The following is a 16,164-nucleotide window of genomic DNA, read 5'->3' on the forward strand; positions in this document are numbered from 1 at the left end:
CAGTCGACGGGTTCGGGGTCACGCGATGCTGCCAAGCGCTTCGGACGGGCTCAGGCGCGAGGCGCGCCATCCGCCGATGGCACCCGCGAGCAGGCCGCCGAGCACGGCCAGGCCCACCGCGATCAGGATCACCGACAGAGTCACCGGGACCTGCAGGACGATGTCGGAGGTGGTCGCTTCCACCGCCGCCTGGCCGAAGCCGCCGCCGGGGCCGCCCAGGGCGCTGGCCTCGGTGGCTGCCGCACCCGCGGTGAGGGTGGGGGCTACCAGGTTGATCACGAGGATGCCGACCAGCCCGACGGCGATGCCGACGACCCCGCCGATGAGGCCCTGGATGAGGGACTCGCCGGCTACCTGGCGCACGATCCGGCCGTTCGACCAGCCGATCGCCTTGAGTGTGCCGAACTCGCGGGTGCGTCGGGTGACACCGGAGATGGTGAAGAGGATGGCGATCAGGAACGCCGCCGCGAGCACGATGAGCGACAGCCAGAGGCCGAGGTTCTTCACCAGGTCTGAGGCGCTGGAGAGCGATCCCGACACGCTGGAGGCCAGGTCGGCCTGGGTTTCCACGGTGGCGTCGGGAAGCGCCGACTCGACGTCGGCCTGGATCTGCACGATGTCGGTGGATGACGCGGCCTGCACGTAGATGTCGGTGACCTGGCCGTCGAGGCCGGCCAGGGTCTGGGCGACGTCGAGCGGAATATACACGTTGGAGGCGGTGGCCGCATCCGCTGACGACGCCGTGACCAGGCCGACGACGGTGAAGTCGGTTCCGGCGATGGCGACGGTGTCGCCGACGACGACCTCGGCCGTGGTGGCGTAGCTGGCGTCGAGCACGGCGACGTCGGTCCCCACGTCGGTGCTTTCGAGGCTGCGGCCGTCGGTCAGGCTCACCGCGGAGAGCGGCCCGACGGCGTCATCGGCCGGGTCGAGGCCGAGAATCGTGAAGGAATCGACGCTGAACGAGCTGCCGCCGGCTCCGTCCGGTCCGCCGCTGGGCGGGGTGCCGCCACCGGCCGTGCCGTCGTCCGTGGGGGCCGTGCCGGTGTCGGTGGTGGAGCGCTCCGGCAAGGCGCCGTCGAAGGTGGTGTTGCTCAGGGACAGGGTCGCGGCGGCGGCGGAGACGTTGTCGATGCCGCTCACGGCGTCCAGCGCGGCGGAGTCGAAGGACGTGGTGCCGCGCTCGACCGAGAGCCGGGCCTGGCTGACGGTGGTGGTTCCGTCTGTGGTGGCGCCGTCATCCGCGCCGAAGTCGAAGTCCTGGCGGCCGCCGCCTTCTTCGCCCTCGGTGGGCGCGGGGGTCTGGCTCACGGTGATGTCGGTGCCGACACCGTACACCGAGGCGAGCACGGTCGACTGGGCGAGCTGCACGCCGCTTGACACGGCGTTCACGACAATGACCAGGGCAATGGCCAGTGCCATGCCGATGGCGACGATGGCGGTCTGCTTGCGGCGACCCGCCAGCTCGCGTCGCAAATAGGTGACAAGCATCGATTCTCCAGTCCGGTGGCAGGGCTGTTCTGCCTTCCGAGTCCGAAGCTAGAGACGATGACTATGGCCGGACTATCGCCAGCCTATGAATCTGCCCAGCGTGGGGGCGCCTGTTCCTCACAGGCGGGCCGTGGATAACCCATAGCCGGTTCATAGGAAGGTCACGGATACTGTCACCATGAGCACACGAACGAACGAGCAGTCAGCCCACGGTCCCCGCCTCCACAAGGCAGACGGATCGCCCATCCGGGTGCTCGTCGTCGACGACGAACCGACCCTCACCGATCTGCTCTCGATGGCGTTGCGCTACGAAGGTTGGGAGGTGCGTACCGCCGGTGAGGGCCGGGCGGCGATCACCCTGGCCCGGGAGTTCCGGCCGGACGCGATCGTGCTCGACATCATGCTCCCCGACATCGACGGCCTGCAGGTGCTGCAGCGGGTGCGGGCGGACGGCTACGAGACGCCGGTGCTCTTCCTCACGGCGAAGGACTCGCTGGACGACCGGATCGCCGGCCTCACCGCCGGCGGTGACGACTACGTCACCAAGCCGGTCAGCCTCGAAGAGGTCGTCGCCCGGTTGCGGGGCCTCATCCGGCGCTCCACCATGGCGGTCTCAGACTCCAGCGACCCGCGGATTACCGTGGGCGACCTCACCCTCGACGAGGACAGCTATGAGGTGTTCCGAGCGGGTGAGCAGATCGAACTGACCGCCACCGAGTTCGAATTGCTGCGCTTCCTGATGCGCAATCCGCGGCGGGTGCTCAGCAAGGCCCAGATCCTCGACCGGGTGTGGAGCTACGACTTCGGCGGCAAGTCCTCCGTCGTGGAGATCTACATCTCTTACCTGCGTAAAAAGGTCGACGCCGGCCGTGACCCCATGATCCACACCGTGCGCGGCGCGGGATACATGTTGAAGATCGCCTGATGGTCGCGCGACGCATCCGGGAGGCGACGCCGATCATCCCGACCCGCAGCGGCCGGGCGCCCTGGACCCTGCGCCGGCGCCTGGTCGTGGCCATGGTCGCGATGCTCGCCCTGGTGAGCCTCGTGATCGGTGTGGTGAGCGTCGCCATCCTCAGCGCCAACCTGATGGACGGCCTCGACGACCAGCTGGGCAACGCCGCCCAACGCTCCAGCGACGTCGTCGGCGGCCGGCCCGGAGCCACCGACTTCACCACCACGACCCCCACCGCCAGTGACGTGCTCAACCGGCCGGGCCAGGCGCCCGGCACCCTGGCGCTGGTCTACGACGGCATCTCCGTCTCCGCCGGCTACATCGATGACAGCGGCACCGTCGTGGCTCTCAGCGACGATCAGGTGACCCAGCTGGTCACCGAACTCGACTCTGCCGTGCAGCAGGACGGCACCTCCGCCCCGTTCAGCGTGAACCTGGGCGGCGACGTCGGCGAGTACCGGGTCCTCGCAGCGACCGCCCCCCGGACCGGGGAGCTCTACCTCATCGGCCTGCCGGTCTCCAGCGTCACCCAGACCGCAACCCAGCTGGCCGTCATCATCGGCCTGGTGTCGTTGGCCGGCATCATCGTCGTGGTGTTCCTCGCGACGGCGATCGTGCGGCTGGCGTTGCGCCCGCTGCAACGCGTCACGGAAACGGCCACCCGGGTGTCCGAACTTCCCCTGGACCGTGGTGACGTGCTGCTGGTCGACCGGGTTCCTGCCGCCGACACCGACCCCCGCACGGAAGTGGGCCGGGTGGGCTCCGCGCTCAATCGGATGCTCGATCACGTCGACCTCGCCCTTGAAACCCGTCAGGCCAGCGAGCGGAAAGTGCGGCAGTTCGTGGCGGATGCCAGCCACGAGTTGCGTACGCCGCTCGCGTCGATCCGCGGGTACTCCGAGCTCACGCGTCGCAGCGGCCAGGATCTGCCGCCGGACACCATCCACGCCATCGGCCGCATCGAATCCGAGTCGGTGCGGATGACCGGTCTCGTCGAGGACCTGCTGTTGCTCGCACGCCTCGATGAGGGCCGTGAATTGGAGCACGAACCGGTCGACCTCACCCGGTTACTCGTCGACGTGGTCAGCGACGCCCATGCGGCGGGCCGCGACCACACCTGGGACCTCGACCTGCCCGAGGAGCCGGTCCTGGCCGCCGGAGACGGCCCGCGGTTGCACCAGGTGTTCGCCAATCTGCTCGCCAACGCCCGGGTGCACACCGATCCCGGCACCCGCGTCGAGGTGGCCTTGGCCGCCGAGGGCGACCGTGCCGTGGTCACCATCACCGACAACGGTCCCGGAATCCCGGAGAACCTGCGGGCGACCCTGTTCGAGAGGTTCGCCCGCGGGGACAGCTCCCGGTTCCGGGGCACCGGCGGCAGCACCGGCCTCGGCCTGGCCATCGTGCAGGCCGTCGTCGCCGCCCATCACGGCGAGGTCACCGTGGACAGCCGGCCGGGACGCACCAGCTTCCGGGTGGCGTTGCCGCTGGCCTGACCCCGCTCAGTCCGGGCGGTCCCCGGTGATGATCGCCCGGAGACGGTCGATCGGAGCCTTGGCCGTGCGGTTCTCGTCGACCAACCCGTTGGTCTCCTGCAAGGTGTCGGTCAGCTGGGTGTAGCAGAAGCCCGCCAGCACCCCGCTGCCGCGGGCAGCGTCCACCACCGTGGCGAGGCGGGCCAGGAAGTCATCCGTCGAGGTGGCGCTGGAGTACCCCCACGAGCCGGCGTCCGCGTCTTCGCCGGGGAACGAGATGCCGCCGAACTCCGTGAGCATCACGGGCCGGCCCGCCGGGTCCTGGTCGGGCAACAGCAACCGGCGCCCCGCCGGGCCGGTTCCGGCCAGCAGCCGGGCCACCGCCGCATGGTCGCGGTAGCGCGCGCCGAGGGTGTCACCGTCGGCGTCGTAGTCGTGCACCGTCACGATATCCGAGTCCACGTGCTCCCACCCGTCGTTGGAGACGACCGGGCGGGACGGGTCCAGCGCCCGGGTGAGGTCGGCCAGTGCCCGGGCGAACGCCGCCTGCGCCGGGTCGTGGGCGAGGTGCGGCACGCCCCAGCTCTCGTTGATGGGCACCCAGGTGACGATCGACGGATGCGAGTGGTCGCGTTCGAGCGCTGCCGTCCACTCCGCGGTCGTGCGCCGCACGGCCGCCGGGCTGAAGGCGAACGCGCCGGGAGCCTCGCCCCAGATCAGCAGGCCCAGCCGGTCGGCCCAGTAGAGGAACCGCGGATCCTCGATCTTCTGGTGCACGCGGGCGGCGTTGAAACCGAGTTCCTTGATCAGCTCGACGTCGCGGCGGAGCGCATCGGCGCTGGGGCTGGCCAGGTGCGAGGTGGGCCAGTAGCCCTGCTGCAGCACCGAGCGCAGGTAGTAGGGGCGGTCGTTGAGGAGGAAGGCGCTCCCGCCGACGGCAGTTGAGCGCAGCCCCAGGTAGGACTGCACCTCGTCCAGGAGGTGACCGCCGATCGAGAGGGTCACCGTGGCGTCGAGCAGTCGCGGGTGCTCCGGGCTCCAGAGCAGGTCCTCGAGGGCCTGGCCGTTGGCCTGCCCGGCCAGGGTGATGACGGCGGTGGCGGTGGCCTCGGCGATCGTGTGGCTGGCGGCGGCGACGGGGGTCCCCTCGTAGCTGAGCGCGTACGACAGGGTGCTGCCAGCCGGCGGGCGGCGGGTCAGATCCACCCGCACCCGCACGGTGCCGGCCACCAGGTCCGGAGTCCAGTGCAGCACCGTCACGGCTGTCGCGGCCGTGGCTTCCAACCAGACCGGCTGCCAGATGCCGCTGGTGCGGTGGTACCAGATGACATGCGGGTCGAGCTGCCAATCTTGTTTGCCGCGCGGCTGCGCGGCGTCCAGCGGATCGTCTTCAGCGCGCACCACCACGGTGTGCTCGGTGGCTGTGAGGTCGAGGACATCCGTGATGTCGAACGAGAATGGGGTCTGGCCGCCCTCGTGTTCGCCGACGAAGCTGCCATCCACCCACACCCGGGCACGGTAGTCGACGGCGCCGAATCGGAGATGCAGGCGCTTGGGCGCGGGCGCCCCTGCTCCGAATCCCGCCTGACTGAGCTCGTCGGCACCGAACTGGCGCGAGTACCAGATGACGGCGTGGAACCCGGTGTCGTGAATGCCGGAGTCCGACGACTCGAACGGGAACGGCACGCGGATGGTGCGGGTGAACCGGGGGTCGGCATGCCAGCGGCCGGCCTCGCCCTCGTCGTTGTCGTCGAACTCGAACCCCCACGCGCCGCCCAGCTCGTGCCAGTCCCGCCGCACGAGCTGCGGACGCGGGTAGTCGCCGCCGTGTCGGCTGGCACGGAAATCACTCGAGAGGGCCTCTGCGCTGATGCTCATGCCCTCCATCATGCCCGCCGGCGAATAAGGAAATAGTGAGGTTATCGGGATGCTTTCGGCAACCGCGTCCTTGAAAGCCCACTATTTCCTTATGTCGACGAGTTCAGCCGTTTGAGCAGCTGCGCGAATTCATGCAGGTCGGCTTCGGGCCAGCCGGCGAGGCGGGCGTGGATGAAGCTTTTGTCGCCGCCGGGCGCTGCCGACATCTTCTCGATCGCCAGCGGAGTTGCCGCGAGGAACCGGGCCCGCCCGTCGGCCGGGTCCGCGGCGAGTTCGAGCAGGCCGAGCTCCTCGAGCAGTCGCGCCTGGCGGCTGATCACGCTGCGGTCCACGTCCATCGACTCGGCCAGAGCGCTGGCGTGGGTCGGCCCGCACCGGCGCAGCATCCGCAGGATCTTGAGGCCGAAGGGCTGCAGGGCCGGGTCGATGCTCGTCGCCGCCTCGCGGATGGCGCCGCGCACGTGTGCCGCCAGTTCCATCATCTGCTCTTCGACCTCGGCCAGCGCCTCGGTGGCGTCGGCGGCCGGCGGCAGGTCGACGTTCTCGCTCATGACCATCACACTAGCGATTCGTGCTCGGGGATTCCGACGGGTTCTCGGTGTCCCGGATCACCCGGATCGAGCCGGTGGGGCGAGCCAGGCCGACCGGGGCAAGTCCGGCGGATGCCGCGCCCACCTCGATCAGCATGTCTTCGGCGTTTTCGAGCTCGCGCTGGTCGGTGGGCTCCTGGTTGCCGGCGGCCTCGCGGGCCGCCTTGGCGCGGGTCAGGTCGATCGCCGTCTGGGTGCCGAGCGACGCGTTGGGCATCAGAGCGACCATCACCAGGCTGATCACGGCCAGCGGTACACCGAGCAGGAACACGGTGCCCACGCCGGAACCGTAGGCGGACTCGACGACTACCTGGATGGTGTGCGGCAGGCTGCTGACGTGAGGGATCACGCCGGAGCCGAGGGTTTTGATCGCCACGGCCTGATCGGCCGGGTTCAGCCCGGCGATGCCGTCCTTGATGTGCTGGGCGACGACGGTGCCGAGCACAGAGCCGAGTACCGAGACACCGACGGTGCCGCCGAGGCTGCGGAAAAAGGTGACGGCGCTGGTGGCGACACCGAGGTTGGTCACCTCGATCGAGTTCTGCACCACGAGGACGAGGTTCTGCATGACCATGCCCAGGCCGGCGCCGAGGACGAACATGTAGATGCCGACCAGGATCAGGTTGGTGTCGTACTGCAGGGTACCCAGCAGGAGCAGGCCGCCGATGACGAGGACGCTGCCGGAGACCATGATCGACTTCCACTTGCCGGTGCGGCTGATCACGGTACCGAACAGGGTGGAGGAGATGAGCAGGCCACCCATCATCGGGATGGTCAGCAGGCCGGACTGGGTGGGTGTCGCACCCCGGGCCAGCTGCATGTACTGGCTGAGGAACACAGAGGTGCCGAACATCGATACGCCCACCGAAATGCTGGCGACGGTGGCCAGGGTGAAGGTGCGGTTCTTGAACAGGGTCAGCGGGATGATCGGCTCGGCGACCTTGAATTCCACGATCACGGCGGCGATGAGCAGCAGCGCGGACGCCGCGACCATGACGATGGACTCGACGGAGGCCCACTCGAACTGGCTGCCGGCCAGGGTGACCCAGATCATCAGCAGCGAAACGCCACCGGCGATGAGGACGGCGCCGAGGTAGTCGATCTTCACGACGCGCTTAACGCGCGGCGGCAGGTGCAGGGTGCGCTGCAGGAGCACGATGGCGACGATGGCCACGGGCAGGGCGATGAAGAAGTTCCAGCGCCAGCCGAAAGCATCCGTCACCACGCCGCCGAGCAGCGGGCCGCCGACGGTGCCGAGGGCCATGACGCCGCCGAACAGGCCGGCGTACTTGCCGCGGTCGCGGGGGCTGATGATGTCGGCCATGATGATCTGGCTGAGCGCGGCGAGTCCGCCGGCACCGAGGCCCTGCAGCACTCGGAAACCGATGAGGGTGCCGGTGTCCTGGGAGAAACCGGCCAGGGCCGAGCCGATCACGAAGGTGGCCAGGGCGAGCTGGATGAGCAGCTTGCGGTTGAAGAGGTCGGCGAACTTGCCCCAGATGGGCGTGGAGACCGTGGTGGCCAGCAGGGTGGCGGTGATGACCCAGGTGTACGCGGACTGGTCGCCCTTGAGGTCGGAGATGATGATCGGCAGAGAGGTACTCACCACGGTGCCGGCGAGGATTGAGACGAACATGCCCAGGAGGAGGCCGGAGAGGGCTTCGAGCACCTGGCGTTGCGTCATGGAGCCGTCGGCCGTGATGGCCCGGCTCGGGGAAGTGGTGGTGCGGGATCGGCGTGACATGACTCTCCAGCTAGATGATTGACAGAGGTCAACTATGAATACATAGTGGACTTTTGTCAACTAGTTTTCAGGCTGCCGGTGCCCGTGGTCGATTTGCGCCGGGGGCGGTGGATCCCCTAGGGTGGACAACAGCCAAAGACCGCCGGTTGTCGCTGCCCAGAAATGGAAAAGCGATCGAAGGTTCATTCACGTGAACGGCCCGCGCAGGTGTTCGAAGTTAGCCAGTCCAACTGGCCTCAGCTCCGGCGCTTGCGCTGGGGCTTTTTTCATGTCTGCGCCCCGGGCTACCGGCACATGAATATTTAGAGGAGCGCCATGGCGAACAAGGAAGCAACGGTCGCCGAGCTGCAGGAGAGATTCCAGAGCTCGACCGCCGTTCTGCTCACCGAGTACCGCGGACTCACTGTCGCAAAGCTCAAGGAGCTGCGCACATCCATCAGTGAAGACGCCACGTACGCCGTGGTAAAGAACACGCTCACCAAGATTGCGGCCAACAACGCCGGCATCACGTCTTTTGACGAGGAGCTCGTTGGCCCGTCCGCAATCGCTTTCGTACACGGTGACCCTGTCGCCGTCGCGAAGAAGCTGCGTGCCTTTACCAAGGCAAACCCTCTCCTGGTTGTCAAGGGTGGTTACTTCGACGGTAACCCCCTGACCGCCGCAGAGGTAGGCAAGCTCGCCGACCTCGAGTCCCGTGAAGTTCTGCTCGGCAAGCTTGCCGGCGCCTTCAAGGCCTCGCTGTTCGGAGCCGCATATCTGTTCAACGCACCGCTGTCGAAGGCTGTTCGCACCATCGAAGCGCTGCGTGAAAAGCAGGAGTCCGCGAACTAGGCATCTGCCTGTACCGCGGTGAGTAACTAAGAAACTAATAGGAGAAAAATCATGGCAAAGCTTTCCACTGAAGAGCTGCTCGAGCAGTTCAAGGGCCTCACCCTCATCGAGCTCTCCGAGTTCGTCAAGGCATTCGAGGAGACCTTCGAGGTCACCGCGGCTGCACCCGTCGCCGTCGCCGGAGCCGCTGGCCCCGCCGCCGCAGCCGAAGAGGTCGAAGAGCAGTCCGCATTCGACGTCATCCTTGACGCCGTCGGCGACAAGAAGATCCAGGTCATCAAGGTTGTGCGCGAGCTCACCAGCCTGGGCCTCGGCGAGGCCAAGGCCGTTGTCGATGGCGCGCCGAAGGCCGTCCTCGAAGGCGTTGCGAAGGAAGCTGCCGACAAGGCAAAGGCTTCCCTCGAGGCCGCTGGCGCCACCGTCACCCTCAAGTAGTCGCATCCCCGCAAGGGGCAGTTGCTTCCGGTGTAACGGCGCAAGCCGACTCACTAGCGACGGGCGTCGCACCCTCCGGGGTGCGGCGCCCGCTGCAGTTAACCCCGCCGACGAACGTTGACAAGGACAACGGCCGGAAATATGGACCCTGCGTCCAATTCCGTCCTTATCTCGTCGCTTTATCCTTGGAACCCGGTTGGCAGACTAGATATATAGCTTGACTATGTATATAGTGGGTGGATGCCCGCAGAACTCACTGACATCCTTGGGGACCTGGTCTCCGTCAACCACCGTCTGACCCGCGTGGCCGCCCGCGCGGCGCAGGGCAGCGAATCACCCGCCGTGTGGCGCACGCTGAGCGTACTGCTCACCAGCGGTCCCATCCGCCTCGGCGAGCTGGCCGACCTGAGTCGCGTCTCGCAGCCGACGGCGACCAAGCTCGTCGGCGGCCTCGCCGCCCGCGGCTGGATCGAACGCACCGGCGACCCGGCCGACGCCCGGGTCAGCCGCACCAGCATCACCGACGCCGGCACGGCCGCGCTGATCGCCTGGCGCACGGAGCTGGCCGCCGCCCTGCTGCCGTACTTCGCCGACCTTTCCGCCGCCGACGTCGACACGCTCGAGCGCGCCGTCGCCATCCTGCGCGACCGGGTCGAAGCGACCGAGCGACAGGATGCGCCGCCGCCGAGCGCCGCCGCCGGATACCGGGCCGCCGACACCGCGGTGGCCGCCCGATGAGCCGCGCCACCGCCTCGCCGACCGCCACCGCCGGCACTGCCGCGGCCCGGCCGAGCATCCTGTACCAGCCCAGAGCCGTGTGGGCCGTCGCCTTCGCCTGCGTGATCGCGTTCATGGGCATCGGCCTCGTCGACCCGATCCTGCCGGCCATCGCCGCGGACCTGGCCGCGACCCCCACCGAGACCGAAATGCTCTTCACGAGCTACCTGCTCGTCACCGGCCTCGCGATGTTCTTCACCAGCTGGCTCTCCAGCCGGATCGGTGCCAAGCGCACCCTGTTGATCGGCCTGGCCCTGATCGTGGTCTTCGCCCTCGCCGCCGGGCTCTCGCAGGACGTCGAGTCGATCATCGGCTTCCGCGCCGGCTGGGGACCGGGCAACGCCCTGTTCATCTCCACCGCGCTGGCCACCATCGTGGGCGCCGCCGCGGGCGGCACCTCCTCGGCGATCATCCTCTACGAGGCCGCGCTCGGCCTCGGCATCGCGATCGGGCCACTGCTGGGCGGGCTGCTCGGCAGCATCAGCTGGCGCGGACCGTTCTTCGGCAGCGCCACCCTGATGGCCGTCGGGTTCATCGCCATCGTGGTGCTGCTCAAGACGGATGGCCCCAAGCCGGCGCCCACCCGCCTCTCCGCCCCGTTCCGGGCGCTGGCCCGGCCGGGCCTGGGCATCCTCGCTGCCGCCGCCCTGTTCTACAACATCGGCTTTTTCGTGCTTCTGGCCTACACGCCGTTCGCCCTGGTGCCGCTGGGGCTGGGCAGCGCGGTCAGCCTGGGCCTGGTGTTCTTCGGCTGGGGCATCTCGCTGGCGGTCACGTCGGTCTGGGTGGCCCCGCTGCTCACCCGGCGGATGCGGCGCAGCGGGGTACTCTGGCTGGTGCTGCCCCTGCTCGCCCTCGACCTGGCCGCGGCCGGCCTGTTCATCGGCACCGCGGTCGGTCTGGTGGTCTGCGTGATCGTGGGCGGACTGCTGCTCGGAGTGCTCAACACCGTGCTCACCGAGAGTGTGATGGAGGCCACCGACCTGCCGCGCAGCGTCGCCTCGTCCTCGTACTCCGGGGTACGGTTCCTCGGCGGGGCCATCGCGCCGCCGGCCGCGACGCTGCTGGCGGACCAGTTCACCTCGGCGACACCGTTCTATGCGGCCGCGGCATCCGTGCTCGTGGCAGTGCTGCTCATCGTGCTCGGCCGGCGCCACCTGGTCCGGGCCGACGGCGGGGTGGAAAACGCCCTCGACGAGGCGGAGGCAATCGGGGCCGGCGACAGCTGAACTGCGGCCCAGCGAGTCGCGGCTCGCCTTCGCGCGCGCGCGGCGGGGCGGCCGAGGTTGAAAAAGGGGATGGCCGGGCGTATCTTTCCCTGCGGAACCGATTCCTCGGTGACGAGGACTCGGCCCTTTGATCTCCACAGCCACGTCTCCACACCCCAGGAGGAATGATGAGATCCCAACGACCCCGCCGCCTGCTCGCCACCGTCGCCATCGGCGGAACGGCCGCGCTGGTGCTGGCCGGATGCACGAGTGGTTCTGACACCGGCACCGACTCGCCGGCGTCCGGCGAGTTGGACGGCGTGACGCTCAACGTGGCGTCCGACTGGTCCGGCGCCGAGCAGACGAACTTCGAGAAAGTGCTCAAGAAGTTCTCGGACGACACCGGTGCCAAAGTCAACTACACCAGTTACGGCACCGACGTCGCCACGACCCTCAACACCAAGGTCGAGGGCGGCGACCCGCCCGACGTGGCGGTTATTCCGCAGCCCGGGCTCCTGCAATCGCTGGCCGCGGACGGCAACCTCGTCGAACTGGACTCGGCCACCCAGGACGAGGTGAAGGCGAACTACTCGCAGGACTGGGTCGACCTCGGCAGCGCCGACGGCAGTCTCTACGGCGTGTGGTTCAAGGCCGCCAACAAGTCCACCGTCTGGTACAACACCGAGGTGTACGACACCGCCGGTGCCGAGGTGCCGGAAACCTGGGAGGACTTCAATGACCAACTCGGGATCATCTCGGACTCCGGCGTGTACGGCCTCTCCATCGGCGCCGACGCCGGCTGGCCGATGACGGACTGGTTCGAGAACGTCTACCTGCGCACCGCTGGCGGTGAGAAGTACGACCAGCTCTCCACCCACGAAATCCCCTGGACCGACCCGTCCGTCGCCGACGCGCTGACCGAACTCGGCACGCTGTGGGGCAACACGACGCTCATCCAGCCCGGCACCGCCCAACGCACCTTCGGTGACTCGGTGATCGCGGTCTTCGGCGATCCGCCTGCCGCCGGCACGGTCTTCGAGGGCGACTTCGTAGCCGGCAACATCTCCAGCGACACCGCCGCCGTCGTCGGCGAGACGGCGAAGTTCTACGACTTCCCGTCGGTGAACGACTCGGAGCCTTCGGTGGTCGGCGGCGGCAATGTGGCGGTGCAGCTCACCGACAACGAGGGCGCAGCGGCGCTGATGCAGTACCTGGCGACGCCCGAGGCAGCCACCATCTGGGTGCAGGAGGGCGGCTTCACCTCGCCGAACAAGAACGTGGATATGGGATCCTACCCGGACGAAACCAGCCGGCAGATCGCTGAGTCCCTGGTCTCGGCCGAAACATTCAGGTTCGACATGTCCGACCTGGCGCCGAGCGCGTTCGGCGGCACCAAGGGCACCGGAGAGTGGCAGATCCTGATCGACTTCTTCAACAACCCCACCGACATCGCCGGCACGCAACAGAAGCTCGAAGAGTCCGCGGCCGCCGCGTTCGGCTAGGACGACCGAGTCCAGGGCAGGGGAGACCGATGACCACCGCGGTGGGAAACCCGCCGGCCACGCCGAAGTCGGCGGCGACGGCCGGCGGCACCGGCGGTCGCCACCAGAAGGCGGCCGGCGGTCGGCGGCTGTTCATCGCGCTGGCCTTCCTCGCCCCCGCACTGGTGCTGCTCGGTGTGCTGGTCGTCTACCCGGTGATCTACTCGATCTACCGGTCCCTGTTCGACGCGGCCGGCAGCAACTTCCTCGGCCTCGGCAACTACATCACGATGTTCACCGACCCGGCCACCTTCGTCGCCATCCGCAACAATGTGATCTGGGTCCTGGTGGTGCCGGTCACGGTCACCATCCTGGGCCTGATCTTCGCGGTGCTGATGGACCGGATCAAGTGGGGGATCGCCTTCAAGCTGATCGTTTTCATGCCGATGGCCATCTCCATGGTCGCCGCCGGGGTCATCTTCCGTACCACCTTCCAGGAGAACCCCAACCTCGGGGTGGTCAACGCGGCGCTCGTCGGGGTGCACGACATCTTCGGCGGCAGCTCCGCTTACCCGAACGCCCGGCCGCGGGAGGACGCCGGTCTGGCGGAAGCGGACGGGGCTATTCAGACCGACGGGACCGTGCAGGCCGGCTCGGTGGCGGACTTCCCGCTGATCGGGATCAACGAGTCGAACATCCCCGGGACCGCGGCATCGGCGGTGGCAGCGGATGACCCTGCCGGCGATGCCATCAGCGGCACCGTCTGGCTCGACTTCATCCGCGGTGGCGGCGGAACGCCCGGTGAGATCGGCGACGACAAGGTCGGCCTGCCCGATGTCACCGTGACCGCCCTCGACTCGTCCGGCGAGGTCGTGGCCACGGCGCGCACTGCCGCCGACGGCACCTACACCCTGACCGGCCTGCCGGCCGAAGACCTGACGCTCTCCCTGCCGGCCACGAACTTCTCGGCCTCTTACGCCGGGGTGTCCTGGCTGGGCCCCGCCCTGGTGACGGCGGTCGTGATCCTGAGCTACATCTGGATCTGGGCCGGGTTCGCCATGGTCATGATCGCCTCCGGCCTCTCGGCCATGGACCGGTCACTGCAGGAAGCGGCCCGCATGGACGGCGCCAACGAGTGGCAGGTCTTCCGCCGGATCACGGCTCCGTTGCTGTCCCCGGTGCTGATCGTGGTGTTCGTGACGCTGATCGTGAACGTGCTGAAGATCTTCGACCTGGTCTACGTCATTCCACCACCGTCGTCGTTGCCGGATGCCACGGTGATCGCGGTGCAGATGTGGACGGTGTCCTTCGGCGGCGGCAACGACCAGGGCCTCGGTTCGGCCCTCGCCGTGCTGCTGTTGATTTTGGTGCTGCCCTTCATGATCATCAACGTGCGCCGCTTCAGAATGGACCGGGAACGATGACCACCAATACCGTCGCGGATGTCGACCTCAGCGGTAGTGCGACGACCTCCGCGAAGCTCACTCTGGTCAAGCCCAAGCGCAGCGCCGCCGGGAAGGTCCTGGACTTCCTCGGCAGCAGCGTCATCAATCTCGTCCTTGCCCTGGTGGCCATCTTCTGGCTGGTGCCCACGGTCGGCCTGTTCATCGCGTCGCTGCGCGACAGCACCGACAACAGCCAGTCCGGCTGGTGGACCGTGTTCACCCGGCCGGCCCAACTCACCTTCGACAATTACGCGGAACTGCTGGGCAATCCGCAGTTCGTGGGCTCCTTCGTGAACACGATCGCCATCGCCATCCCCACGACGGTGCTGGTGATCGTGATCGGCGCGCTCGCAGGCTACGCGTTCGCGTGGGTCGAATTCCCGGGTCGGGACTGGTTGCTGGTCGGTGTCATCGTGCTCCTGGCCGTCCCGGTGCAGGTGGCGCTGATCCCGATCGCCCGCCTGTTCGGCACCCTGGGGTTGTTCGGTTCGATCGCGGGCGTCGTCATCTTCCACACCGCTTTCGGGCTGCCGTTCGCGATCTTCCTGCTGCGCAACTTCTTCACCCAGATCCCCGGCGAGCTCATGGAAGCCGCCCGCCTGGACGGGGCCAGCGACTGGCGGATCTTCTCCCGCATCGTCTTGCCGCTGGGCATGCCGGCGGTGGCGTCACTGGGGATCTTCCAGTTCCTCTGGGTGTGGAACGACCTGCTGATCGCGCTGATCTTCACCAACGCGTCCTCGCAACCGGTGACCGTCGCCATCCAGGGCCAGCTCCGGCAGTTCGGCGCCAACATCGACGTGCTCTCCAGTGGCGCGTTCCTGTCGATGATCATCCCGCTGATCGTGTTCTTCGCCTTCCAGCGCTACTTCGTCACCGCGCTGCTCGCCGGCTCCCAGCGCTGAGTCAGTGGAAGCGGTGATCCTGGATGGTCATCCGGGGGCCCCGGCGTGGGGCGCGGTAGCCGCTGCCCAGGATGAGGCGCACCACGCGGTGGCGATGGCCGAGGAAGGGCTCGAGCAGTTCGAGCATGCCGTCGTCGTCGACGGGGGATCCGGTGAGTGCCCAGCCCACCTGCGCGGCCAGGTGATAGTCGCCCACGCTCACCGAATCCGGGTCGCCGTGCGAACGCTGGGTCACCTCGGCGGCAGTCCAACGGCCCACGCCCGGTAGCGACTGCAGCCGGCGCGCGGTCACGGCCACGTCGACCGGGCGGTCGAGGGAGGTGGCGACGGCGGCCACCGTGACGGCGGTGCGGGAGCGGCGGGGGTCGACGCCGGCCCGGTGCCACCCCCACGACGGCACCAGCCGCCAGCGCTCGGGGCCGGGCGGCACCAGCATCCCTTCCGGCGCCGGTCCCGGCGGGCTCTCACCATGGCGGCGGATCAACCGGTACCAGGCGCGGTGCGCCTCCAGGATGGTGACCTTCTGCTCGAGGACGGCCGGGAGCAGCGACTCGAAGACCAGACCGGAGCTGCCCAGCCGAACGCCGGGCGCGCGACGGCGCACCTCCGCCAGGGCGGGGTGCGCGCCGAGGTCGAGCCCGGACCAGTCATCGTGCCGGCCCAGCAGCGCCGGAACCTGCTCGATGGCCCACGCGGCTCCCGGCCCCCAGGCCTGTGCGTCGACGCTGCCGTCGACCACTTGCCGCAGCAGCAGGGTCACCGGCCCCAGCGGCGTGACCTGAACGCGCCAGAGGCCGGTGGCGTCGACGCGGAAAGTAGGGTCGCCGACGCCGCGGCGGTGCGGAGCCATCGTGGCCGCCAGGTCGAGGGCGTGTCGCGGCGTGTAACGGGTGGCAGCCGCGGCGGGAACGGAAATCATGCCCTAGAGGTTAACCCGGGAAGGAGCGCG

General features: G+C 68.4%; 14 protein-coding genes. 9 read left to right on the forward strand and 5 right to left on the reverse strand.

Going from position 1 to position 16,164, the window contains the following annotated elements; genetic code table 11:
* Positions 1 to 18: 18 nt before the first annotated feature.
* Positions 19 to 1,491: an ABC transporter permease gene (locus tag JWP54_RS08170; RefSeq protein WP_297370118.1), complete on the reverse strand. Its 1,473-nt coding sequence runs from the start codon at positions 1,489 to 1,491 to the stop codon at positions 19 to 21.
* 178 nt (positions 1,492 to 1,669) lie between these two features.
* Here JWP54_RS08170 and JWP54_RS08175 point away from each other — a divergent pair, with 178 nt between their 5' ends.
* Positions 1,670 to 2,416, forward strand: a complete 747-nt coding sequence (locus JWP54_RS08175) for a response regulator transcription factor (RefSeq protein ID WP_297370121.1) — start codon at positions 1,670 to 1,672, stop codon at positions 2,414 to 2,416.
* Entirely contained in the window at positions 2,416 to 3,942 is a 1,527-nt protein-coding gene (locus tag JWP54_RS08180) for a HAMP domain-containing sensor histidine kinase (protein ID WP_297370124.1), read from the forward strand. The genes JWP54_RS08175 and JWP54_RS08180 overlap by 1 nt, the downstream gene beginning before the upstream one ends.
* A gap of 6 nt (positions 3,943 to 3,948) precedes the next feature.
* Here the strand turns inward: JWP54_RS08180 and JWP54_RS08185 are convergent, their stop codons facing one another.
* The 3 genes from JWP54_RS08185 to JWP54_RS08195 all read right to left on the reverse strand — a co-directional run bounded on the left by JWP54_RS08185 (position 3,949) and on the right by JWP54_RS08195 (position 8,073).
* On the reverse strand, positions 3,949 to 5,799 hold the full coding sequence (locus JWP54_RS08185; RefSeq protein WP_297370128.1) for a glycoside hydrolase family 2 protein: 1,851 nt from the start codon (positions 5,797 to 5,799) through the stop codon (positions 3,949 to 3,951).
* 89 nt (positions 5,800 to 5,888) lie between these two features.
* Positions 5,889 to 6,350, reverse strand: coding sequence for a MarR family winged helix-turn-helix transcriptional regulator (locus JWP54_RS08190; RefSeq protein WP_297370131.1), 462 nt, complete (start codon positions 6,348 to 6,350; stop codon positions 5,889 to 5,891).
* 10 nt (positions 6,351 to 6,360) lie between these two features.
* Positions 6,361 to 8,073: an MDR family MFS transporter gene (locus JWP54_RS08195; RefSeq protein ID WP_297370243.1), complete on the reverse strand. Its 1,713-nt coding sequence runs from the start codon at positions 8,071 to 8,073 to the stop codon at positions 6,361 to 6,363.
* A gap of 375 nt (positions 8,074 to 8,448) precedes the next feature.
* Between JWP54_RS08195 and rplJ the strand changes: the two genes are divergently transcribed.
* The 7 genes from rplJ to JWP54_RS08230 all read left to right on the forward strand — a co-directional run bounded on the left by rplJ (position 8,449) and on the right by JWP54_RS08230 (position 15,215).
* Entirely contained in the window at positions 8,449 to 8,964 is a 516-nt protein-coding gene (gene rplJ / locus JWP54_RS08200; RefSeq protein ID WP_297370133.1) for a 50S ribosomal protein L10, read from the forward strand.
* A 51-nt stretch (positions 8,965 to 9,015) separates the two neighbouring features.
* Positions 9,016 to 9,399, forward strand: a complete 384-nt coding sequence (gene rplL, locus JWP54_RS08205; protein ID WP_297370136.1) for a 50S ribosomal protein L7/L12 — start codon at positions 9,016 to 9,018, stop codon at positions 9,397 to 9,399.
* A 240-nt stretch (positions 9,400 to 9,639) separates the two neighbouring features.
* A complete protein-coding gene (locus JWP54_RS08210; RefSeq protein WP_297370139.1) occupies positions 9,640 to 10,137 on the forward strand; it encodes a MarR family transcriptional regulator in 498 nt (165 codons plus the stop codon).
* A complete protein-coding gene (locus tag JWP54_RS08215; RefSeq protein WP_297370142.1) occupies positions 10,134 to 11,405 on the forward strand; it encodes an MFS transporter in 1,272 nt (423 codons plus the stop codon). Before JWP54_RS08210 ends, JWP54_RS08215 begins: the two co-directional genes overlap by 4 nt.
* 167 nt (positions 11,406 to 11,572) lie before the next feature.
* Positions 11,573 to 12,886, forward strand: coding sequence for an ABC transporter substrate-binding protein (locus JWP54_RS08220; RefSeq protein ID WP_297370145.1), 1,314 nt, complete (start codon positions 11,573 to 11,575; stop codon positions 12,884 to 12,886).
* Positions 12,887 to 12,915: 29 nt separating this feature from the next.
* Complete coding sequence (locus JWP54_RS08225) at positions 12,916 to 14,289, forward strand: ABC transporter permease subunit (protein ID WP_297370148.1); 1,374 nt, start codon at positions 12,916 to 12,918, stop codon at positions 14,287 to 14,289.
* Positions 14,286 to 15,215: a carbohydrate ABC transporter permease gene (locus JWP54_RS08230; protein WP_297370153.1), complete on the forward strand. Its 930-nt coding sequence runs from the start codon at positions 14,286 to 14,288 to the stop codon at positions 15,213 to 15,215. Before JWP54_RS08225 ends, JWP54_RS08230 begins: the two co-directional genes overlap by 4 nt.
* Position 15,216: 1 nt before the next feature.
* Here JWP54_RS08230 and JWP54_RS08235 read toward each other — a convergent pair whose 3' ends face one another.
* Positions 15,217 to 16,134 (reverse strand): DNA-3-methyladenine glycosylase 2 family protein, encoded by a 918-nt coding sequence (locus JWP54_RS08235; protein WP_297370155.1) that lies wholly within the window; start codon positions 16,132 to 16,134, stop codon positions 15,217 to 15,219.
* Between the last annotated feature and the right edge of the window lie 30 nt (positions 16,135 to 16,164).

Origin of the sequence: Cryobacterium sp. (assembly GCF_025463825.1) — a bacterium.
GTDB lineage: Bacteria > Actinomycetota > Actinomycetes > Actinomycetales > Microbacteriaceae > Cryobacterium.

Bases quoted from the DNA above. Each gene is read 5' to 3' on its own strand.
- JWP54_RS08170 (WP_297370118.1), bottom strand. From the start codon at position 1,491: ATGCTTGTCACCTATTTGCGACGCGAGCTGGCGGGTCGCCGCAAGCAG.
- JWP54_RS08175 (WP_297370121.1), top strand. From the start codon at position 1,670: ATGAGCACACGAACGAACGAGCAGTCAGCCCACGGTCCCCGCCTCCAC.
- JWP54_RS08180 (WP_297370124.1), top strand. From the start codon at position 2,416: ATGGTCGCGCGACGCATCCGGGAGGCGACGCCGATCATCCCGACCCGC.
- JWP54_RS08185 (WP_297370128.1), bottom strand. From the start codon at position 5,799: ATGAGCATCAGCGCAGAGGCCCTCTCGAGTGATTTCCGTGCCAGCCGA.
- JWP54_RS08190 (WP_297370131.1), bottom strand. From the start codon at position 6,350: ATGAGCGAGAACGTCGACCTGCCGCCGGCCGCCGACGCCACCGAGGCG.
- JWP54_RS08195 (WP_297370243.1), bottom strand. From the start codon at position 8,073: ATGACGCAACGCCAGGTGCTCGAAGCCCTCTCCGGCCTCCTCCTGGGC.
- rplJ (WP_297370133.1), top strand. From the start codon at position 8,449: ATGGCGAACAAGGAAGCAACGGTCGCCGAGCTGCAGGAGAGATTCCAG.
- rplL (WP_297370136.1), top strand. From the start codon at position 9,016: ATGGCAAAGCTTTCCACTGAAGAGCTGCTCGAGCAGTTCAAGGGCCTC.
- JWP54_RS08210 (WP_297370139.1), top strand. From the start codon at position 9,640: ATGCCCGCAGAACTCACTGACATCCTTGGGGACCTGGTCTCCGTCAAC.
- JWP54_RS08215 (WP_297370142.1), top strand. From the start codon at position 10,134: ATGAGCCGCGCCACCGCCTCGCCGACCGCCACCGCCGGCACTGCCGCG.
- JWP54_RS08220 (WP_297370145.1), top strand. From the start codon at position 11,573: ATGAGATCCCAACGACCCCGCCGCCTGCTCGCCACCGTCGCCATCGGC.
- JWP54_RS08225 (WP_297370148.1), top strand. From the start codon at position 12,916: ATGACCACCGCGGTGGGAAACCCGCCGGCCACGCCGAAGTCGGCGGCG.
- JWP54_RS08230 (WP_297370153.1), top strand. From the start codon at position 14,286: ATGACCACCAATACCGTCGCGGATGTCGACCTCAGCGGTAGTGCGACG.
- JWP54_RS08235 (WP_297370155.1), bottom strand. From the start codon at position 16,134: ATGATTTCCGTTCCCGCCGCGGCTGCCACCCGTTACACGCCGCGACAC.